The sequence below is a fragment of the Bacteroides sp. 44_46 genome (genome assembly GCF_001915465.1).
In the GTDB taxonomy this organism is placed as follows: domain Bacteria; phylum Bacteroidota; class Bacteroidia; order Bacteroidales; family Bacteroidaceae; genus Bacteroides; species Bacteroides clarus.
In genome coordinates, this window is record NZ_MNQO01000020.1 from 446,346 (window position 1) to 467,643 (window position 21,298).

The 21,298-nt window shown below is 43.9% G+C and carries 17 protein-coding genes; 5 read left to right on the forward strand and 12 right to left on the reverse strand.

The features are described from left to right. The 8 genes from BHV73_RS14445 to BHV73_RS14480 all read right to left on the reverse strand — a co-directional run bounded on the left by BHV73_RS14445 (window position 1) and on the right by BHV73_RS14480 (window position 8,059). Window positions 1-2,433: a GumC family protein gene (locus BHV73_RS14445; protein WP_087425704.1), complete on the reverse strand. Its 2,433-nt coding sequence runs from the start codon at window positions 2,431-2,433 to the stop codon at window positions 1-3. 13 nt (window positions 2,434-2,446) lie between these two features. Beyond that, a complete protein-coding gene (locus tag BHV73_RS14450; protein ID WP_087425703.1) occupies window positions 2,447-3,241 on the reverse strand; it encodes a polysaccharide biosynthesis/export family protein in 795 nt (264 codons plus the stop codon). Between the two features lie 39 nt (window positions 3,242-3,280). After that, a complete protein-coding gene (locus tag BHV73_RS14455; protein WP_129618941.1) occupies window positions 3,281-3,706 on the reverse strand; it encodes a BT0820 family HAD-type phosphatase in 426 nt (141 codons plus the stop codon). A gap of 6 nt (window positions 3,707-3,712) precedes the next feature. Continuing rightward, the gene (locus BHV73_RS14460; protein ID WP_286738676.1) at window positions 3,713-4,582 is read right to left on the reverse strand and encodes a hypothetical protein; all 870 of its coding nucleotides are present in this window, start codon (window positions 4,580-4,582) and stop codon (window positions 3,713-3,715) included. Window positions 4,583-4,608: 26 nt separating this feature from the next. Then, the gene (locus BHV73_RS14465) at window positions 4,609-5,187 is read right to left on the reverse strand and encodes a helix-turn-helix transcriptional regulator (RefSeq protein ID WP_286738678.1); all 579 of its coding nucleotides are present in this window, start codon (window positions 5,185-5,187) and stop codon (window positions 4,609-4,611) included. 27 nt (window positions 5,188-5,214) lie between these two features. Beyond that, window positions 5,215-5,757, reverse strand: a complete 543-nt coding sequence (locus tag BHV73_RS14470) for a UpxY family transcription antiterminator (protein WP_087413477.1) — start codon at window positions 5,755-5,757, stop codon at window positions 5,215-5,217. Window positions 5,758-6,321: 564 nt separating this feature from the next. Continuing rightward, the gene (locus BHV73_RS14475; RefSeq protein ID WP_022219718.1) at window positions 6,322-7,236 is read right to left on the reverse strand and encodes a tyrosine-type recombinase/integrase; all 915 of its coding nucleotides are present in this window, start codon (window positions 7,234-7,236) and stop codon (window positions 6,322-6,324) included. Window positions 7,237-7,306: 70 nt separating this feature from the next. Further along, entirely contained in the window at window positions 7,307-8,059 is a 753-nt protein-coding gene (locus BHV73_RS14480; protein ID WP_009120537.1) for a DUF4369 domain-containing protein, read from the reverse strand. Window positions 8,060-8,191: 132 nt separating this feature from the next. Here BHV73_RS14480 and BHV73_RS14485 point away from each other — a divergent pair, with 132 nt between their 5' ends. The 5 genes from BHV73_RS14485 (at window position 8,192) to BHV73_RS14505 (ending at window position 14,809) form a co-directional block, all read left to right on the forward strand. Next, complete coding sequence (locus tag BHV73_RS14485) at window positions 8,192-9,424, forward strand: anaerobic sulfatase-maturation protein (protein WP_009120536.1); 1,233 nt, start codon at window positions 8,192-8,194, stop codon at window positions 9,422-9,424. 34 nt (window positions 9,425-9,458) lie between these two features. Beyond that, window positions 9,459-11,618, forward strand: a complete 2,160-nt coding sequence (locus BHV73_RS14490; RefSeq protein ID WP_286738683.1) for a S46 family peptidase — start codon at window positions 9,459-9,461, stop codon at window positions 11,616-11,618. Between the two features lie 140 nt (window positions 11,619-11,758). Continuing rightward, the gene (locus BHV73_RS14495) at window positions 11,759-13,930 is read left to right on the forward strand and encodes a S46 family peptidase (RefSeq protein WP_286738685.1); all 2,172 of its coding nucleotides are present in this window, start codon (window positions 11,759-11,761) and stop codon (window positions 13,928-13,930) included. A gap of 103 nt (window positions 13,931-14,033) precedes the next feature. After that, a complete protein-coding gene (gene trxA, locus BHV73_RS14500) occupies window positions 14,034-14,330 on the forward strand; it encodes a thioredoxin (protein WP_009120533.1) in 297 nt (98 codons plus the stop codon). Window positions 14,331-14,338: 8 nt separating this feature from the next. Further along, window positions 14,339-14,809 (forward strand): thioredoxin family protein, encoded by a 471-nt coding sequence (locus BHV73_RS14505; RefSeq protein WP_009120532.1) that lies wholly within the window; start codon window positions 14,339-14,341, stop codon window positions 14,807-14,809. 133 nt (window positions 14,810-14,942) lie between these two features. Here BHV73_RS14505 and BHV73_RS14510 read toward each other — a convergent pair whose 3' ends face one another. The 4 genes from BHV73_RS14510 to BHV73_RS14525 all read right to left on the reverse strand — a co-directional run bounded on the left by BHV73_RS14510 (window position 14,943) and on the right by BHV73_RS14525 (window position 21,283). Further along, window positions 14,943-15,794, reverse strand: coding sequence for a histidinol-phosphatase (locus BHV73_RS14510; RefSeq protein ID WP_148359969.1), 852 nt, complete (start codon window positions 15,792-15,794; stop codon window positions 14,943-14,945). A gap of 481 nt (window positions 15,795-16,275) precedes the next feature. Then, complete coding sequence (locus tag BHV73_RS14515; RefSeq protein WP_286738686.1) at window positions 16,276-18,165, reverse strand: ABC-F family ATP-binding cassette domain-containing protein; 1,890 nt, start codon at window positions 18,163-18,165, stop codon at window positions 16,276-16,278. 78 nt (window positions 18,166-18,243) lie between these two features. After that, entirely contained in the window at window positions 18,244-19,053 is an 810-nt protein-coding gene (locus BHV73_RS14520) for a DUF3805 domain-containing protein (protein ID WP_286738687.1), read from the reverse strand. A 259-nt stretch (window positions 19,054-19,312) separates the two neighbouring features. Further along, window positions 19,313-21,283: a SusD/RagB family nutrient-binding outer membrane lipoprotein gene (locus tag BHV73_RS14525; RefSeq protein WP_022219697.1), complete on the reverse strand. Its 1,971-nt coding sequence runs from the start codon at window positions 21,281-21,283 to the stop codon at window positions 19,313-19,315. Between the last annotated feature and the right edge of the window lie 15 nt (window positions 21,284-21,298).

Below are 21,298 nucleotides of genomic sequence, written 5' to 3' on the forward strand. Positions count from 1 at the left end.
TTATTTATTGTCTTTTCCATAACCATAGCCATAACCATAGCCATACTTCTTGCCATAGCCGTATTTTCCATACTTGCCATACTTGCCGTAGCCATAATAGTAGCCATTCTTGCGCTTATCCATGTTGATACCATTGATCAGTGTACACAGATTAGGCAGTTTTTCATCATGCTTCAGTTCGTTAATCAGTTCGTAATCGCTCTTATGCGTATAGTCGGCACGGCAGACATAAACACTTAAATCTGCCACACGAGCTATCAATCGGGTATCGGTAACCATACCAATAGGCGCCGTATCAAGAATGATATAATCGAAATGTTCTTTCAATATCTCAATAGCTTGATCGAGGGATTGGCGTGCCACCAGTTCTGTAGGATTAGGCGGTATCGCTCCACCCGGCAGGATATAAAGATTGGGAGAAATGGAAGATTGCTGGCAAAGTGACAGCAAATCCGTATCTTTGGGAGATGCCAAATATTGAGTAATTCCTCTTTCTTTATGAGATAGGGCAAACATGCGGTTTAGTCCCGGTTTACGGATATCCATACCGACAATAACTGTTTTACGGTCCATAAAAGCAAAACTGACAGCAAGATTTGCCGCATTGAAGCTTTTACCTTCTCCGGGAGTAGTAGAGGTGAAAAGAATTACCTTTTGGCCTTCTTGCAGCATATACTGAATATTGGTACGTACGCTACGGAACACTTCTTCCATCAGCCCGTTCTTATTCTCATTCACTACAATGGGCTGCCCTTCCGGATATTTGATTTGGGGCACATCGCCTACTATTGTGACATTGGTGATACGCTCCACATCCGCACGCCCCTCTATTTTGAATCGGAGCAGGCGAGAAAGATAGACACATCCTATGGGAAACGCCAAACCCAAAACCAGTGCCATCATATAAATCTTCCGGCCATTGGGAGCAACCGGTCCTTTAGCCCGCGGCTCCTCGACAACACGTCCGTTATTGGCTACGGCAGCTAAAGTAATAGCATTTTCTTCGCGCTTCTGCAAAAGCATCAGGTAAAGATTTGCCTTGATTTCCTGCTGACGAGTGATACTGATAAGTTCACGCTCCTGCTGCGGGGCATTGCTGATACGGGCCTGATACTTACGTGCTTCCAAATCCAGATTATTGCGGGTAATCTGCAGTCCTTTCTCTACACTTTCCACAGTAGTGAGCACAGTGTTACGGGTAGCGGAGATGGAAGTGTCCAGATTGATGAGCATCGGATTATTCTCATTGGAACTGCGCAACAAGCGTTTACGCTCAATGAGCATTTCATTGTATTGGGCTATCACATTAGTCAGTCCGGCATCTGTCAAACCGACATTGGCGGGGATTACTTCATACTTATTGTCCGGATTGTCAATATAGCTTCGCAAGAAATTTATCAGACGTAGCTGATTGGTGTTTTCGGCACGCTTCTGGTCGTACTCGGAACTTCCCTGCAGAGCAAGCTGTGCATCGGCACTCAGATTGGTGAGACCGGCACGCTGCTTATAATCCGCCAGTTCACTTTCCGTAGTGCCGAGTTCCGTATTGATGATATGGATACGCTCGTCAATGAACTGGGCGGTGCGGCTTGCCACCTGATTCTTATCATCGTTGGCATCACTATTATAGAGAGCTACCAACATATCAAGATAATCCATACCGCGACGGATACTACTGTCATAGAAAGTGAGGCGTACGATAGAAGTATACTCGCTTGTAGGTTCCGCACTTAAACGTTTCTTATATCCATCGGCTGCTACCGATGGGGGGATAATTGTAGCAGTCAGTGTACGAGGAGTAGATATATGAGCCACAACACTGTCCGAAGCAGCAGAGAAGTTCAACGTTCCTATAGGAGTAATGAATACGGCCGGCAGTTTATCGAATGACTTACCGATGCTTCGCTCTTCTTCTTCCACAGAATAAGTAAGCGTAGCTCCTACTTTACCATCGGGTGTACAATCCAGCTTTACCTGCAGAGCGGAAGGAAGTTTTTCCGCTTCATCGGGAGCCATCCATACCTGTACCGGCGAAGTCTTATAAAGAATATGGTCGTAACCAAAATTGCCATCTTCCTTATAGGTGATGTAGAGATTCAAGGCATCCACCACCTTTCGTGCCAATGTATATGATTGGAGTATTTCCAACTCATTATCAAAATTATTGGCCATGGAAAGCATACCCAAGTCTTGCATGGAAGCCAAGGATGAAGATGCGCTGTACTTCGTTTTATCTCCCTGCTTTATCAGAACCGTGGAACTGACACTATAAACCGGTGCTTGATAACGGAGATATACATAGGCTCCCGCTAAAGTAACTACAAGAAAAGCAAGGATAACAGGCCAATAAAGCAGATATTCAAAAATAATAGTTTTATAATCGACTTTTTTATCTTCGTCCTGAAGGAATTCATTAAATTGTTCTTCTTTCATCTTAATAGAATACTTATTTGACAATTACTACAATTAGAGAGGCAAGAGTAGTAGCCAAACTCAACAGGCTAATCCAAATAGATGAATTATTGCTGAATGTATTGGAACGTACTTTTGCTTTAGTGGGCTTTACATAAACCACATCATTTTGCTGAAGATAATAATAAGGAGAGAGAGAGATGTCGGCAGCAGTAAGGTCTAAGTGAATGACACGGCGTCTGCCCACAGAATCTTCACGCAGGAGTTGCACATCATCACGGACAGAAAAAAGAGTCATATCTCCCGCCTGTGCCAATGCTTGGAAGATAGTGACTTTTTCATCACTGATAGTATAAGTACCCGGTTTGCCTACTTCACCCAATACACTGATTTGATAGTTGGAAGTACGTACCGTAACGTTAGGGTCTTCATTGAGATAATGGCGAAGTTTCTGGCGCAACAAAGCCTCACATTCTCGATTGGTAAGTCCCACGACCTTAATCATGCCTAATATGGGAAAATCAATATAACCGTCGTTATCGACCAGATAAGCCAACAGTTTCGCATTTTCCATACCTTGATTTGTAGAAGCCTGGTCTTTCGTCTGCCCGAACTTCCGATAGAACGGTGCGGAAGCTTCGGGAGCGGAAGTACTGACCAAGATAGTCAGTTCATCCTTAGGCATAATGCGATACTCGTAAAGCATACCCTTTTGAGGCACCATCTCCAAGACTTCGTCGTCTCGAAGATACAATGACTTTTTATAAGACGTACAAGCTGAAAATAACAGCGGGAGCAACAGTAACAGAAGAATTCTTCTAATATTCATATACTTGTTTTGTTTAATGTTTCGTTTGATTCGGCCTACTTATCCCAAGAGTCGTTTTATAAAACTTTTGGGTTTGGGATGCTCTGCCGAACGGCAGGCTTCCCGATATATATCTTCATAGTTCAGTTTTTCGTGTATCATACGGTAGATAAGTCCCCAATCGGGCAGTCCGCCCACATTACGGTCGTCGATAAAGAGGTCGGCTTTCAGCTTACGGGAGAAGTTCTCATGGTTCTTGTTCTCTTCCGGATAGTTACTGTTGACGGCATAGAACTTCAGCCCCCGGTCGCTACAAAAACTGACAGCCTCTTCCAGCAATTTGCCCTCGCGAACGCTCCACAGAATAAGCCGGTGGCGCTCCTCGGAAAGGCGCTTCAACGTTTCGATGGCAAAAGGTATTTCGTTACCTATAGCCGGATAGCGATGCTCGACGATAGTTCCGTCAAAATCGACAGCAATAATCATATATTCCTATTTATCTTTAAAGATATTATAGCTCAGCAAGGCAGCCTCTTGTTCGGGCTTATTGTATAAAGTAAATGTCGGGATACTTCCTGCAATCTGTGCAAGCGTACCGCTGATAACGGCAAAGCTCAAACTATCCCGCCCGATAAGGGAAGTGGAACTCAGCAGCATACGGAAAGCTTCTATCCCGTCCATGCGAACCGCACGGTTTTCATCTGCCTGCTCCATACGGAAAATGGTTTCCAGTCTGACACCTTCATTGATATAGCAGGAAGTCTTTCCACTCCAGGGAGAGCCGAACAGCATTACTTCTCCCCCCGGCATCAGGCGCAGTATAGGTTGGTCGTCGTTCAACAAACGCGCGCCGGGTATATGTTTCAGCCATAACTGCGAGTGAGTACTTTTGCCAATGCCCGATGGTCCCACAAAAGCCACTCCCTTATCATCGATGGCTATACAAGACGCGTGTATCAATGCTCCCCCATGAAACGCTGCGCTATAAATAAAAGAAATCATGATAAAATCATTCAGGAGCGCATAATCCTCAGAAGTTTCCGGAAGCAAATCGGTTTGTACATTTCTCCACCGGCGGTCGGTACGCAACCAATAGGTATGAGGGCTCCCGTAAGGAGTTAACGCAATGTAGCAATAATCGGCGGTAAGCCATATATGTATTGTCCGTCCATCCGGATGGTTCACTACATCGGGAGCAGTTTCTTTAATGGGAAACTTGCAACCCAACTCCAACCGGCATATATGGGAACGGGAACATACGGGCATATCCGGCAGGAGAAACGGCTTCAGGTTCTGTAATCGGTCTGCGACTTCATTGCCACACGATACCTCCATCAGCCAATCTGCTATTTGTAATATCATATAAACTTAGTATATAAAAATCAACATCAAGATACTCCGTGAAGAGACTCTTTATATTCAGCCGGAGTCATTCCATACTTCTGCTGGAAAAGCCGGTAAAACGTACGTGAACTATTGAAACCGGAATCTATGGCAACAGCCTTGATAGGTATGTCCGGTTGGGTCTGTATCAGCTTCGAAGCATATTCCAAACGCAGGCTGTTGATATAGCCGTTGAGATTGGTATTGGCGTATTGCTGAAGTAACTGCGCCACTTTATTCTTATTGATGAGTCCGAGCCTGATAAACTTCTCCCTTGAGAATTCCGGGTCGAGAAATAATTGTTCTTCAATAATAGTGCGGTTTATCCGCTCAAAGAGTTTCTTGTCCTTTGCAGAATCCGTTACTTTAGTTTCACCATCAGCTTTCGGTTCTGCACTCTTATTCTCCGGTTCCGTCTCTTGGATAACAGGTAGAGGAGTATCCAAAGTTTCTTTTAGATTCGGTTTATCCGGTGAAGAACTCCGGAGTTGCTTCTTCAAGCGATCCATCTTACGTATGATACGAATATTGTATACCGCCAAATAAATAATAATAACCGCTTCTAACAAAGTAATGAATGTCATGGTTTCATTTCTTTAAAACAACAGTCATCAGCCAATGACTTCTATAAGATCAGGTTTCACTTCCGCAACGACAACAGCAAGAATACCTTGTATGAGTATGACAACACGTTTGCTCCTGCAGCCTCTTACCTTTACAAATACTCCCTCTACACCGTCAAACGGACCGCCCAACACACGCACCCGCGTACCTTTAGCCAAATTAATTTCTTCCGGAGTAAGATAGATTAAACGTTCATTATGCAGTCGGGATACAGAAATAAACTGCTGCATCTGTATATCCGGCACAATTATAGGAGAGTTTTTACCGGCATCCGGCATCGTGATGTATTGCAGAAACGGAACTGTTCTTTTGGTTTCCCTGATAATCCGCCGGGTGGTACGAACGAATATCAAATTGTGAACGGCGGGCACCAGTTCTTTCCTTTTCTTGTTATTCTTCTCAAATACTTTATAGCACATGGGAACAAAGTTTTCTATAGCCTGTTTATCCAACAGCCGCTTTGCCTCCAGCTCCTTGCAAAAAGGAGCGCGCATAGCAAACCATACTATATTTTCTTCATCATTATTCATGTAAAGTATTTATCAAAACAAGAAAAGCGAATATACTCTTGGCTCCTCAATATCAAACTAATATTCTATATATCAATTGATTATGAGATAAGTTTATTCAATACATCCGTTATACCATTTCTATACAAGAAATAGCACATGTCAATAAATTACTAATAATCAACCTTATACAAAACGTGTGGATGCATTTTGTACTATTAATAAATGATAATTCCGCATGCTTTGTACACCGAAGTCACAGAATAAGACATCGATTGGCTAAGCAGTTATAACCCTCTTCCCGAAAATCACAAAACAGGAGCGTTTTACTTAACGCTTTCAGCTCGCCTCTGCCAGCTAAATCTCTATTAATCAATAATAAGCAGTCCTATAAATTTTGTCCAAAAATCACTTACAACAAATTATCAAGCAATCTTGTTTGTTAATGTATCAAAAAATACCTTTCAATTACTCTCATCTTTATCAGAAAAGGTTTACTTTTGCCGATAAATCCGTAACGTCTCTTGTATAGAAACGATATAGATTTATACATTATATCGAACAATACAATGTATGGCCGCAAGCCTATACCAAAGCTGATAATATGCTTTGATTAGCCTGATCGATAACGGAACTTTCCAAACTGGCTAAATAGATTTGTGTTGTTTTCTCCGTAGTATGTCCCATTCCTGCACTAATAACCGAAATCGGCACATTATGATTGCGTGCCGCCGTAGCCCATGAATGGCGCGCGGTGTAGGAAGACAGCGATATATCGAGGTCAAGAATCTTGGAAATCCTCTTCAACAGCTTATTGTAATACCCCAGCGCCGTCTGATACTGGGAAAAAGCTATCACCGGATCTTCCGAGGAAATGATGGGAAGAAGGTATTGCGAACGCTTCGTTTGTCCGGCATACCGGCTGATAATTTTCTGGATAAGAGGCTCGACACGGATGACAAGTTGCTGCCCGGTCTTTTTACGGGTATAGCAGATATAGCCGTTGTGTATATTCTTTTTACACAGGAACGCCATATCGACAAAAGCCATTCCCCGTGTACAATAACTGAAAAGAAACAGGTCGCGGGCCAAGGCCAATGGAGATAATGCCGGTAAACTCAACTTACACAAATCCAGTATGTGCTGTTCGTCTATCGCCCGTTTACGGGTTTTATCCACTCCCGTATATACATTTTGAAAAGGGAAAGTTTGCTTGACCAGCCGCTTTGTAACCGCCTTATTATATACGGAACGCAAAACCCTCATATAAAATGAAGAGCTGTTACGTAAAACGCCTCTCGACCGGAGCCAGCTTTCATACCGGATAACCAGCGGCTCATCGAGCAGCCTAAAAGGAATATCCCTGCCTTCCAGAAACAGGGAAAAGCTACTGAGGGTGCGACGGTAATTCCTTGCCGTACCCAATTTATTGCTCGATTCGAGCAGTGTAATCTGTTCTTTAAAAAACGAAAGAACATTCGTACTTTTTATTCTTGCCATACTTCTACTTAATTTGTTAGTTACATAAATGTAACAAATCTCTCGAATATCGGCAAGATGAGTGAAAGTACTAATGTTGCATGGCCGTGGTTTCCGAACTCTGCTGCAAGCGCTTATGTTCTTCCAGCAGCTGCATGTTTTGTTTGGCTTTGGAAAGGAAATCTTTTACAAAAGCGTTTTCCTTAAAAATCAGGGGAGCGGTTCTCATTATATCTTCAATCTGGGGTGTCATTATAGGATACGGCAGTGTGCTGCACATCATCATAAACACTCCCGGACCAAGCACATTCTCATAATTTTCAATGATGAAGTCTTTCACATAATCATTCATCTCTTTGGCTAATGTTTCTTCCTCCTTAGCCAATTGTTCGTGTACATCTTCCAAGTTGGCGCCATCCAACACCATACGCGCTTCTTTTCGCTCCAGTTCTCCCATTTCAACTTCCATTGCATTACGCTTCTCTATAAACTCATACAACGCGTTGTTCAACAAGGTTCCCTTAGCCGACAGCTGTGAATTGGAAATGATTATCTCAATCCTGCCATCTTCCAGAATCAAAGGCATAATACCCTCGTCATCCATATACAGCGTCACCATCATTACCGAATCTACGGGGCCTTTCATCGAAAATAGTCCATGAACCACCTCGGACGAGTCAATTGTTACCCACTGCCCGTTTTGCAGTGTTTTAAGAAATAACATTTTACCATCGAGACTGGTTACCGAAGAATTTCCTTCAATCTTATATTTGCGACTACAAGAAGAGAAAGACACAAGTAACAACAAAAAAGGCAAGATATAGTTTACATTCATTCTAATCATGCAGGAAACGATTTATGAATTACACGCGGCAAAGGTATTAATATTCCTTATAAACCGGATAGAAAGAAAGGAATTTTCATTTGGTTTACGTATTTTTGCACAATCATAAATCATAAAACCGGAGAAATATACATGTCAACCTATGCTCCTTTCGCCAAACCTCTTTATGTAATGCTCAAACCCGTAGGGGCTGTATGCAACCTGGCATGCGATTATTGCTATTATCTGGAGAAGTCCAAACTGTATGTAAACAATCCCAAACATGTGATGAGCGATGAACTGCTGGAAAAGTTCATTGAAGAATATATCAATTCGCAAACGATGCCGCAAGTATTATTCACCTGGCATGGCGGAGAAACCCTGATGCGCCCGTTGGCCTTCTACAAAAAGGCTATGGAACTGCAAAAAAAGTACGCCAACGGCCGGACGATTGATAACTGCATACAGACAAACGGTACGTTGCTTACCGACGAATGGTGCGAGTTCTTCAAAGAGAACAATTGGCTGGTAGGCGTGTCCATCGACGGTCCGCAGGAGTTTCACGACGAGTACCGCAAAAACAGGCTTGGAAAGCCTTCTTTCGTCAAAGTGATGCAAGGTATCAACCTGCTGAAAAAACATGGGGTGGAATGGAACGCGATGGCGGTAGTGAACGACTTCAACGCCGACTATCCCCTTGAGTTCTATAATTTCTTTAAAGAGATAGGTTCCCGCTATATCCAGTTCGCTCCTATCGTAGAACGGATTACACCGCATCAAGACGGACGTCATCTGGCTTCACTGGCCGACAAGGAGAAGGCTGCCGAACTGGCTGATTTCTCCGTCAGTCCGGAACAATGGGGAAACTTCCTCTGCGCCCTGTTCGATGAATGGGTGAAACAAGATGTGGGGACTTATTATATCCAGCTCTTCGACTCCACCCTTGCCAACTGGGTGGGTGAGCAACCGGGCGTATGCTCTATGGCAAAGACCTGCGGGCATGCCGGCGTAATGGAGTTCAACGGTGATGTATATGCCTGCGACCACTTTGTATTTCCGGAATATAAATTAGGAAACATCTATCAGAAAACACTGGTTGAAATGATGTACAGCGAGCAACAGCAGGCTTTCGGACTGATGAAACAAAAATCACTCCCTACCCGGTGCCGGGAGTGCGAATGGCTGTTCGCCTGCAACGGCGAATGTCCTAAAAACCGCTTTGCACATACCGCAAACGGTGAGCCCGGACTGAACTACCTTTGTGCCGGTTACCGGAAATTCTTCAAGCATGTGGCTCCTTACATGGACTTTATGAAACAGGAATTGCTGAATCAGCGTCCGCCTGCCAATATCATGGACGCCATCCGGGAAGGAAAATTCAAATAACATCATAGTAAATTAATTAATAACAATAACAAGGATGAAATTAACGAAGTATTTGATTGCGGCTATTGCCGTGCTGACAGTCTGCTCCGTACGCGCAGACGAAGGAATGTGGTTACTGCAACTCATGAAGCAGCAGAACTCCACCGACATGATGAAGAAACAGGGATTAAAACTCGAAGCCGATGATTTATATAACCCGAACGGTGTATCACTGAAAGATGCCGTCGGTATCTTTGGCGGCGGTTGTACCGGTGAAATCATCTCACCGGAAGGATTAATCCTTACCAATCACCACTGCGGTTACGGAGCAATCCAGCAACACAGCTCGGTAGAACACGATTACCTGACAGACGGTTTCTGGGCTAAAAGCCGCAGTGAAGAGCTGCCTACTCCGGGATTAAAATTCCGTTTCGTACATCGTATCGTAGACATCACCGACCTCGTAAACGAGAAAATCAAAGCCGGAGAAGTGACGGAAGTCAATGCGCTGACAGCTCCGTTTCTCAACAAACTCGCCAAAGAAGAACTGGAAAAGAGCGATTTGAACGGCAAACCGGGTATCGAGGTAAAAGCACTGCCCTTCTATGCAGGAAATAAATTCTACCTGTTCTATTATAAGGTATATAGCGATGTACGGATGGTAGCCGCTCCCCCCTCCTCAGTAGGAAAGTTCGGCGGTGAAACAGACAACTGGATGTGGCCTCGCCATACGGGCGATTTCTCCATGTTCCGCATCTATGCCGACAAGAACGGAGAACCTGCCGAATATTCCAAGGACAACGTACCTTTGCAAACTCCTAAATATCTGCCGATTTCCATCAAAGGCCTGCAAGAGAACGACTATGCCATGATTATGGGCTTCCCCGGCAGAACCAGCCGTTACCTCACCCAATCGGAAGTGAAAGAACGTATGGAAGCAGACAATCAAGCCATGATTGACATGCGTGGCGTCCGCCTCGATGTGTTGCGCAAATATATGGATGCCAGCGATAAAACCCGTATCCAGTATGCCAATAAGTTTGCCGGAAGCAGCAACTACTGGAAGAACTCCATCGGCATGAACAAGGCAATCATCGACAACGACGTATTGGGTACCAAAGCGGAACAGGAAAAGAAATTCGCCGAATTTGCCAAAGGCAAACCTGAATACGAAGGCGTGGTAGACAAGATGGACGGTATCATCGCCAAAAGAATGCCCGTTACCCGCCAGCTCAATTACCTGTACGAGGCATTGAGCGGCGCCATTGAATTTGGCAGCCCGTACATGATTATGGACAAGATTAAAACCGCGCTGGAAGAGAAAAACGATTCACTGCTCACCGCAAGCACGGCGCAACTGGAAGAAGTATTCAACGACATCCACAACAAAGACTACGACCATGAAGTAGACCGCGCCGTAGCCAAAGCCATTTTGCCGGCTCTCGCCCAAAAGCTGAAACCGGAAGAGCTTCCCGCTTTCTATCTGACCGTTCAGAACAAATACAAAGGCGACTACAACGCTTTTATAGATGATATATACGACAACTCCATCCTCTCCAACCGTGCCAACTTTGACAAGTTCATGAAAAAGCCAACCATAAAGACTATCGAGAAAGACCCCGCCACAGCTTATTCCCGTTCAAAAGTAGAAAAGTTAAGAGCTGTCGCCATGGAAGAAAAAGCGTTGAGTGAAGGTCTTGACCTGCTGCACAAAGCATATATCCGCGGTTTAGGTGAAATGAAGCTGCCCGTACCGTCTTATCCGGACGCTAACTTCACCATCCGTCTGACTTACGGTAACGTGAAATCATACAGCCCGCGTGATGCAGTGCACTACAATTACTACACCACCACAGACGGTATTCTTGAAAAAGAGAATCCCGAAGACCGTGAGTTCGTAGTACCTGCCAAGCTGAAAGAGCTTATCCTTAATAAAGATTTCGGACGGTATGCCATGGCGGACGGCACAATGCCCGTTTGCTTCCTGACGACCAACGATATTACCGGCGGTAACTCCGGCAGCCCGGTCATCAATGGTGAAGGCCAACTTATAGGCTGCGCGTTCGACGGCAACTGGGAATCCCTGAGCGGTGACATCAATTTCGATAACAACCTGCAACGTTGCATCGCACTGGATATCCGCTACGTACTCTTTATTCTGGAAAAACTGGGAGACTGCGGACACCTGATAAAAGAAATGAACATAGTCGAGTAACCGTTATTTTCCCGGCTACACACAATACGACTGAGGTACCCTAAGTATACGACTGAGATACCCTCAGTCGTATACTTAGGGTACCTCAGTCGTACACAGAGACTCCCCCCTCTCATAATACCTTCTAACGCACATTTATTATGAAACATTTAAGACTATCAATACTATCATTATTCCTTACATCGGGAGTTCTTTCCACCTATGCCGATGAAGGGATGTGGATGCTGACCGACCTCAAACAACAAAATGAAGTCGCCATGACGGAGCTCGGTCTGCTGATTCCTGCCGAGCAGATATACAATCCCGGCGGTATAGCCCTGAAAGATGCGGTAGTACACTTCGGTGGCGGCTGCACAGGCGAGGTTATCTCGGCAGAAGGACTGGTACTGACCAATCATCACTGCGGTTACGGAGCTATCCAGCAACACAGCAGTGTGGAGCACGACTATCTGACCGATGGTTTTTGGGCAATGTCACGCAACGAAGAACTTCCCTGTAAAGGACTTACCGTTACCTACATCGATGAGATAATGGACGTAACGGATTACGTCAACGACCAATTGCAGATAGATTCCGATCCGAACGGCACGAATTATCTGTCGCCCAAATACCTCACCATGATAGCCGACCGCTTTCTTTCCGAACAAGGCATCACACTGACATCCGGCCGTAAAGCGGAACTGAAAGCGTTCTATGGCGGAAATAAATACTACCTGTTTCTCAAGACTACTTACAGTGACATCCGTATGGTGGGCGCTCCCCCTTCTTCCATCGGCAAATTCGGCGCCGATACGGACAATTGGATGTGGCCCCGCCACACAGGAGATTTCTCTTTGTTCCGCATCTACGCCGACAAAGACGGACAACCGGCAGCTTACAACCCGGACAATGTGCCCCTGCGGGTAAAAAAGCACCTTACTATCAGCCTTGCCGGCTATCGTGAAGGCGACTTTACATTCGTCATGGGATTCCCCGGACGCAACTGGCGCTACATGATTTCCGATGAAGTGGAAGAACGTATGCAGACCACCAACTTTATGCGCCACCACGTGCGCGATGTCCGTCAGAAAGCCCTTATGGAACAAATGCTGAAGGATGATGCCGTACGCATTCACTACGCAAGCAAGTATGCCTCATCCGCCAATTACTGGAAGAATGCCATCGGCATGAACGAAGGACTTGTACGCCTGAAAGTACTGGATACGAAACGCGCGCAACAGGAACAACTCCTCGCACGCGGTCGCGCCTTAAACGACAGTTCCTATCAGAAAGCTTTCGACCAAATACGCAGTATCGTGAAGCATCGCCGTAATGCTCTCTATCACCAGCAAGCCATTCAGGAAGCATTGATTACAGGTCTTGACTTTATGAAGATTCCGAATACCACCGCATTGGTCACAGCCTTACAGAGCAAGGACAAAGCCAGGATAAAAGCCGCTTCCGACAGCCTGCAAATTGCAGCCGATAAATATTTCGCATCCGTCCCCTTCCCCGAAGTAGAGCGGATTGTAGGAAAGAAGATGTTGCAAACCTACATGAAATATATTCCCGCCGAACAACGCATAGGTATCTTCAAGGTTATCGACAAGCGTTTCAAGGGTGATAGTGATGCCTTTATCGATGCCTGCTTCAAATATTCCATCTTCGGCAGCAAGGAAAACTTTGCCAAGTTTATCCGTAAACCTAGTTTGTATAAGCTCGGTAACGACTGGATGACATTGTTCAAGTACTCCGTTACCGACGGTCTGCTACAAACCACCATCGCCATGATGGATGCCAACCGTAACTATAACGCCGCCCATAAAGTATGGGTCAAAGGAATGATGGATATGAAACAGGAAGCCGGCACCCCCATCTACCCGGATGCCAACTCCACCCTGCGCCTGACCTACGGACGCGTATTGCCTTATAAGCCCGCCGACGGTGTGGAGTACGGCTGTTACACCACTCTGAAAGGAGCGATAGAAAAGGAAGATCCCAACAATTGGGAGTTTGTAGTTCCGGCTAAATTAAAACAATTATATCAGGCCAAGGACTTCGGACGATATGCGATGCCCGATGGAGAAATGCCCGTCTGCTTCATCGTAAATACGGACAATACGGGTGGCAATTCCGGCAGTCCGGTGTTCAATGCCAAGGGTGAATTGATAGGTACGGCTTTTGACCGTAACTATGAAGGGCTGACAGGTGACATCGCTTTCCGTCCCTCTTCACAGCGTGCAGCTTGTGTAGACATTCGTTATACTTTGTTCATCATAGACAAATATGCCGGCGCTTCGCACATTATCAAAGAGCTGACGATTAGTGATTAGTACATAGCAATGAGTAATTAGTTATTACTAATTTACAATCGAACGTGAACAAATCTCCCGTTTATCTGTTATATACTCATAAACTATTATAAAAACAAAGATTATGGAAAAGTTTGAAGAATTAATACAATCAGAAAAACCTGTCTTGGTGGATTTCTTTGCTACCTGGTGCGGACCTTGTAAAGCCATGCATCCTGTATTGGAAGCATTGAAAAGTGAGATTGGCGACAGAGCGCGTATCGCAAAAATCGATGTAGACCAACATGAAGCATTAGCTGCAAGCTATCGTATACAGATGGTTCCGACTTTCATCCTGTTCAGAAAAGGTGAAGCCGTATGGCGTCATTCGGGTGTAATCAGCGGTAAGGAGCTTAAAGCCATTATCGAACAAAACTCATAATTAAGAAAATGAAGAAAATTATAGCTATGACCGCTCTCATCTTTTCAAGCATACTGACTTATGCCTGTACCGATGGAGCCAAACAAAAACAAGCGGAAACGCAAGAAACTACTCAAGACGGCAGCGTAATCGTAATGAACAAAGATATGTTTATCAAGGACGTATTCGATTACGAGAAATCCAAAGAGTGGAAATATAAGGGTGACAAACCTGCCATCATCGACTTGTACGCCGACTGGTGCGGACCCTGCCGAATGACGGCTCCTATCATGAAGGAACTGGCGAAAGAATATGCCGGGAAAATCGTGATATATAAAGTCAATGTGGATAAGGAGAAAGAACTGGCCGCTTTGTTCAATGCCACCAGTATTCCTTTATTTGTCTTTATTCCGATGCAGGGCGAACCTCAGTTGTTCCGCGGAGCTGCCGATAAGGCAACTTACAAGAAAGCGATTGATGAGTTTTTATTGAAGAAATAATTAGCACCAACAAGGAGTTAACTGTATTATAAGCAATAAATTAATATAATTGCTTCCTATAAGTTAACATTATCAAAAGAGCAAGTTAACATCATCACAATAATAATGTTAACTTGCTCTTTTGATAAAGATACTATAAGATTATCGGCATCTCTTGCCATGCGCCGTCATACATTTCCATTACGGTGTTATAACCGGCTTTCTTCAATGCCTGTAATGCTTCCGGACGACCGCTATTAATCCGTTCCGGATAGTGAGAGTCACTATTTACTTGAACACGGATCCCCAAACTGTGCAATAACGGGAAATAGCGTTCGTTGGGATAGAAAGTACCCAGTTCATGATAAGACTTGGTATTGATTTCCACCTGATAACCACGCGCGGCAATGTCCTCAAAATACTCTTTTACAAGCATATCATACCAAGGCTCATCCAGCAAACCGGGGCGATAACAAGACGCGTTATAATGCATCTTATCCGCATGCCCTACTATATCGAAACCTCCTAACTCCAACATACGCCTCAACCGTCCGTAGTACAAACGCACTACATGTTCCAAGTCACCACCAAACTGTTCATCCACTATTTGTTTGAAGATATCAGCCGGAACATCCACATCTACAACCTCCGATTTCTCATTGTACAACATATGTACGGAACCGATACGATAATCCAATGGCAACTCCCGGAAGCGGAGAATAGACGGATTACTCTCTTCATTCAGGTAATCTATTTCCAAACCGAGATAAAGTTCTATCCTCCGAGCATATTTCTGTTTCATCCGATGAAATTCTGCCAGATAGTCGTTCATACGGTCCCACTCCATGGTCCATGCCGTAGAAAAAGGCAGTGGGGCATGGGATGAAAAGCCATACGAAGTAAATCCCTCGCTCAAGGCAAACCGTACAAAGTCTTCCATACCGGCACGTCCGTCACAATACAGACTGTGACTATGATAATTCGTCAGATTTTTACTCCTGCTCATCTGCTTATTCTTTAATTAAATTATTAAATAGGTGTTGAAAATTAGATTGTATCAGTAAAGCTGAGTTTATACCAGTAATAATCAGTTTATATCAGTAACGATGAAATAGCGTAACCTAAGGCTGAAAGTTTTTTTATCTTTAAGCCTGAAAGGCTCTTATCTTATAGCCCGGGGTAACACCCCGGGAATAAATGTTCCCGGCATTCTGCGCCCTGTAAGGGCAAAATATTTGCAGATTCATCTTTTGCCCTTACAGGGCACAATGTTATTCATATTCGCATTCCCGGGGTGTTACCCCGGGCTATAAGATAAAAAGGCTTTCAGCCTTAGGTTACGCTATTTCATCGTTACTGATATAAACTGATTGTTACTGATATAAACTAAATTTCAATATTTACTTATGCATGTTTACTGATACATATTTATTATACATGTTTACTTATTACACGTTTACTTATACATACTTACTTATTCCCGAACTTCAGTTAGACTCTATTTCGCTTAATTCCAGCCAGCGCATTGTCTTTTCATCAATCAAATCCGCCAATTCCGGCAAACGTTTCGACTTCTCCGTCAATTCATCTACGGACAGCGCGCCGCTACACAGAGCTTCTTCAATGGATTGCTTCTCTGCTTCCAACGCCGCTATATCTTGTTCGAGTTGTTCAAATTCGCGCTTCTCCTTGAAAGACATACGGCGTTTTTCATTCAAACGCACTTTCGCCGTCTTCTCTTCCTGAGCTTTTGCCGCTTCTTTTTCCTTCTCTCGCTCCTGAGCGGCTTTCGCATCCTTCCAGTCGCGATACCGGGTGTAATTGCCGGGGAAATCGCGAATATCTCCCTGACCGTTGAATACCAATAAATGGTCTACTACCTTATCCATAAAGTAGCGGTCGTGGCTCACCACAATGACACATCCCTTGAAATTCCGCAAATATTCTTCCAGTACATTCAATGTAACGATGTCAAGGTCATTGGTGGGCTCATCCAACACCAGAAAATTAGGATTACGCATCAATACCGTACACAGATAAAGACGGCGACGTTCGCCACCGCTCAATTTATAGACATAGCTGTGCTGCGTTTCGGGTGTAAAGAGAAAATGTTGTAAGAACTGTGATGCCGTCAGACGCTTGCCGTTACCCAACTCTATCACTTCCGCAATGTCCTGCACTACATCTATGACTTTCATCTGTTCGTCAAACTGCAACCCGTCTTGAGAATAATAACCGAAACGAACGGTTTCGCCGATGTCCAACGCACCCCTATCCGCCTGTTCATGTCTCATCAGTATCTTGATGAAAGTAGATTTTCCCGTACCGTTATTTCCCACAATACCCATCTTCTCATAACGGGCAAAGATATAAGAGAAATCATCCAGTATCTTCAAATCACCGAATGACTTATAAAGATGGTCTGCCTCAAATATTTTACTGCCGATATAAGATGCTTTTACATCCAGCTTTACATTATCATTGTTGAAGCGTTGCTTGGCTACCTTCTCCAACTCATAAAAAGCGTCTTCCCGATAGCGCGCCTTATGACCTCTGGCTTGCGGCATACGTCGCATCCATTCGAGTTCCGTACGATACAGATTATTGGCGCGTTCTATCTCTACGGTTTTGGCTTCGATACGCTCTTCACGCTTTTCCAGATAATAACTATAATTGCCCTTGTACTGATATATCCGACGGTTGTCTATTTCAATAATCTCCGAACAGACACGGTCAAGAAAGTACCGGTCGTGTGTCACCATCAACAGGGTAAGGTTGGTACGACGCAGATAGTCTTCCAGCCATTCGGTCATGTCAAGATCCAAGTGATTGGTGGGTTCATCCAATATCAAAAGATCGGGTTCGGTGATAAGTGTATTGGCAAGCGCTACGCGTTTCAATTGTCCGCCGGAAAGTGATTTCACCTGTTGATTGAAATCACGGATTTTGAGTTGGGAAAGGATCTGTTTGGCTTTTTGTTCATATTCCCAGGCTTTCTCATGATCCATACGCGCCAGAATCCCGTCCAAACCGGGATGTCCGTCCGTCTCCATGCAACGTTCATATTCCTTAATCAATTCCACGGTACTGTTGCCATGATGAAAACAAGCTTCCAATACGGTCAGTTCTTCCGGATATTGAGGGTCTTGTTCCAGATAACCAACTCTTATATCGCGTCTGAAAGAGATTGTACCGCTGTCATAACCTTCTTTTCCGGAAAGGATATTAAGCAATGTAGACTTGCCGCTTCCATTCTTGGCAATAAGCCCTACACGCTGCCCTTCGGATAGACCAAAAGATATATTCTCGAATAGTACCAAGTCGCCAAATGATTTGGTTAAATTTTCTACTTGGAGAATTGAATTTACTGCTGCCAAAACTTATTAAATTAAGAATTGAGAATTAAAAATTGAGAATTGCCATACGGACGGCAAGGAGTATCAAAACAAGGGCTGTTATGAAAGCAGGTTCTTATAAACCTCTGCAAGATTGCAGGTTTCTCCGGCTTTCACTTTGCTCCATACTAATTTCATCGGGTCTATCATAGTATTGCTTGCGATATTCATTAGAACAGGCGCTTCGCGATTACCGTCAATCAGCGTGTACCATTCCAAGCCGTCTACTTCATTGGCTAAAATAACGCAAAGTGTAATGCCGAGTGCAAGCCATGCCTCTTTCTTTTTGGCGCTGATACTGCCATTATCCATTATCTGCTGCATATTGGCTATATCTTCTTCTTGTCCTTGAAAGTCTTTCTTCAGCAATTCCTTCACTGTGGTACTTACCCACTCGTATGCCTCGTTTATCTGATAAATTTCAGAAAGGCGTACCGGGATTATTTCTGCCGGATATTTCTGATTGGCTCTGCGGACTTCCAATGAAGCTATGATATCTTCAGCCTCTACCACTGATTCGCCTTTGCGCACTGTAAACGAACATTCAAAAGCGACATCGTCTATTCCTGCAATCCAAAGATGGGAAGTATAATATGTACCCTCTTCTTCGAACATTTCCTTACTGTACGCACAGTTTAAATGCCCTACCATTACAGATACAGCCGAAGTATTCTCTTTTAATTCCTGCTTAACGGCTTCTTGACCATACGTTGTATCGCCCTTATAAGCAGATATACGGAAATTACCCGTCCACTCATTAGGATTATAAAACAGGAAAGAACCTTCCCCGTCTTCAAATTCGTTCCAGTCTGCCGGATAAACCATAGAGAACCATGCTCCCGGAGAAATAAATTTCTTACCTTGTTTCATATTTCATTGACTAAATGAGTTCTTTCTTGCAAAAGTAACATTACCGCTGTTGATATGCAAACAATCCAAACAAAAAACAGCCGATTCTCACGAACCGACTGTTCCAATCATCATCTATGAATGAAGACTGTTTAGGTCTCCAATATTTTAATATTCTTATAAATCTATTTTCGAGTGCAAAGATAATCAATGAAATAATATGCACATCAAGATTTTAAGATATTTAATTTAACATTCTATAAACTAACGAATTTATCGCTTACTTAATGTAACCATAATATTCATTATCTGTTGCGCAATCCCACCAAACCGGACACGACCAAATCGGGTCTGTCATAGCTTGCTTGTTGGATGCTTTCAACTGAGTTAAGTTATAGTTACTTTCGTGAGTACTCTGGCTGAAGCGACGGAACCAATAAGTAGGATCATCCTTAGAAGTACCTATAATCTTACTAACAGCGGAAAAATCATTTGGACGGTCATAATCTACATAGTCATAATCCAAACGGCGCATATCATTCCAGTTTTCAATATTAATACCCAATGCTATAATTTTTTGACGCATGATTTCGAATAAAGTCAGATTGGCTGCATTTTGGCATACGGCATTACTTGCCATATAAGAACTTTTGGCATTATCAGCCATAGGTTTCTGATCCTCGTTCTGCGTACCTTCAGCCTCCCATGATTTCAGTTTTTCCTGCATACGGTCAAAGTTTGCCTCTATACCTTTCTTATAAGCACTCAACGCTCCATCAGTATCTCCTTTACGGAAAAGAACTTCCGCTTTAATAAAGCACATTTCCGAATAAGTAAGGATATCCGTATCCGAATTAGGACGTGCATAGAATGTACCCGTACCACCTACATAATCATACTTCGCATCTGTATAGTAATACATATCCGTAGTATTCCGCCCGCTATTGGCCATACCATTGGAACGTAAGTTCACATAAATAGTATCACCCGCACGTTTATAGTCTGTAGTATTACAGTAAGCAGAGCCTTTCTGATATAGAATAGTCACTTTATCCCCATCAACCGTAGTTTGATGTATGGCTTGGGCATTGGTAATAAATTCCGTCTTTACTGTATTATCCGCCTTGGACAAATCATAAGTTATCACAAAACCTCCTTTATCCTTATTATAGCCGGTTTCTCCACCCGTTACAAATAAAGCGGCTACCGGTCCACCTTCTGCACGAGTAGTGGAATGTATTACATCTACTCCGGCATCACGTGCCCATTCCTTGGAAATTATTTTGCCATCAGCATTCAATTTTACATTTTTCATCATAGCTGGAACCAGCTTTGTCAAACGGGGATCTTCCGTTCCCGAACCACCTGTAAATTCATTGGTCAGCAGATTAACATACCAACGCGTCAGGCGTTGCGTTCCTCCATATCCGGTACAGTCCCAAACAACGGAAGCCTGATAAGGATCGCTTACTGTGAAATTGACTTCATCTCCCTCTACGTTATAATGTTTCATAATAGTATTATCATCATTCGATTGAGGCGCGGAATTCAATGCTGTCAAAATAGCCTCCGGATCATACAAATCCGCCTTCTTTGACAATTTCAATAAATAGCGGGCTTTCAAACCATAACATAATTTCAACCATTTGGAAACTTCTCCCCCATTCCACAAATCACCGGCGCTCAGTGCCGGAGCAATGGGATTCTGTTGTTTGCCAAAGTTCTCAATAGCTTTATCCAAATAGCCCATACAAAGTTCATACATGGCCTTACCATCGTCATAAGCCGGGTCTGTCTTACCGATGAATGCCTCTTGAACAGGTAATTCTCCATGTAAATCGAGCATCATCATGAATCCCATTGCCTTAATGCAATACGCCGCACCTTCATAATGATAAGCTCCCTCTGCTTCCGCCTTATCAATCAAAGCCTCAATATTCACACCCGCACCCAGATAGAAATTCTGGTAGATGGTAGTACATGAGCTTTGGGCCGGATTCCATGATGACAGCAGACTGTTGGCAGCCGTACCACCCGTCTGTGTCATAATACCGGCAATCGTATTGGTACGCATGCTGGCCGTACCCCACGCATAAGCGTAATAGTTCTGTATCCACGGCAAACGAAGCTGCGGTGATACGGTTTCGGACACCGGATTATCCGGATCTGTATTCACATCCAAGTAGTCCTCACAAGAAGACATTCCGAACACAAGCGCCAAGCCAAGTGCAATATGTATTAGTTTCTTCATACTCTTATCTTTTTA

Coding starts and splice junctions, on each gene's coding strand:
- BHV73_RS14445 (WP_087425704.1), bottom strand. CDS start 2,433: ATGAAAGAAGAACAATTTAATGAATTCCTTCAGGACGAAGATAAAAAA.
- BHV73_RS14450 (WP_087425703.1), bottom strand. CDS start 3,241: ATGAATATTAGAAGAATTCTTCTGTTACTGTTGCTCCCGCTGTTATTT.
- BHV73_RS14455 (WP_129618941.1), bottom strand. CDS start 3,706: ATGATTATTGCTGTCGATTTTGACGGAACTATCGTCGAGCATCGCTAT.
- BHV73_RS14460 (WP_286738676.1), bottom strand. CDS start 4,582: ATGATATTACAAATAGCAGATTGGCTGATGGAGGTATCGTGTGGCAAT.
- BHV73_RS14465 (WP_286738678.1), bottom strand. CDS start 5,187: ATGACATTCATTACTTTGTTAGAAGCGGTTATTATTATTTATTTGGCG.
- BHV73_RS14470 (WP_087413477.1), bottom strand. CDS start 5,757: ATGAATAATGATGAAGAAAATATAGTATGGTTTGCTATGCGCGCTCCT.
- BHV73_RS14475 (WP_022219718.1), bottom strand. CDS start 7,236: ATGGCAAGAATAAAAAGTACGAATGTTCTTTCGTTTTTTAAAGAACAG.
- BHV73_RS14480 (WP_009120537.1), bottom strand. CDS start 8,059: ATGATTAGAATGAATGTAAACTATATCTTGCCTTTTTTGTTGTTACTT.
- BHV73_RS14485 (WP_009120536.1), top strand. CDS start 8,192: ATGTCAACCTATGCTCCTTTCGCCAAACCTCTTTATGTAATGCTCAAA.
- BHV73_RS14490 (WP_286738683.1), top strand. CDS start 9,459: ATGAAATTAACGAAGTATTTGATTGCGGCTATTGCCGTGCTGACAGTC.
- BHV73_RS14495 (WP_286738685.1), top strand. CDS start 11,759: ATGAAACATTTAAGACTATCAATACTATCATTATTCCTTACATCGGGA.
- trxA (WP_009120533.1), top strand. CDS start 14,034: ATGGAAAAGTTTGAAGAATTAATACAATCAGAAAAACCTGTCTTGGTG.
- BHV73_RS14505 (WP_009120532.1), top strand. CDS start 14,339: ATGAAGAAAATTATAGCTATGACCGCTCTCATCTTTTCAAGCATACTG.
- BHV73_RS14510 (WP_148359969.1), bottom strand. CDS start 15,794: ATGAGCAGGAGTAAAAATCTGACGAATTATCATAGTCACAGTCTGTAT.
- BHV73_RS14520 (WP_286738687.1), bottom strand. CDS start 19,053: ATGAAACAAGGTAAGAAATTTATTTCTCCGGGAGCATGGTTCTCTATG.
- BHV73_RS14525 (WP_022219697.1), bottom strand. CDS start 21,283: ATGAAGAAACTAATACATATTGCACTTGGCTTGGCGCTTGTGTTCGGA.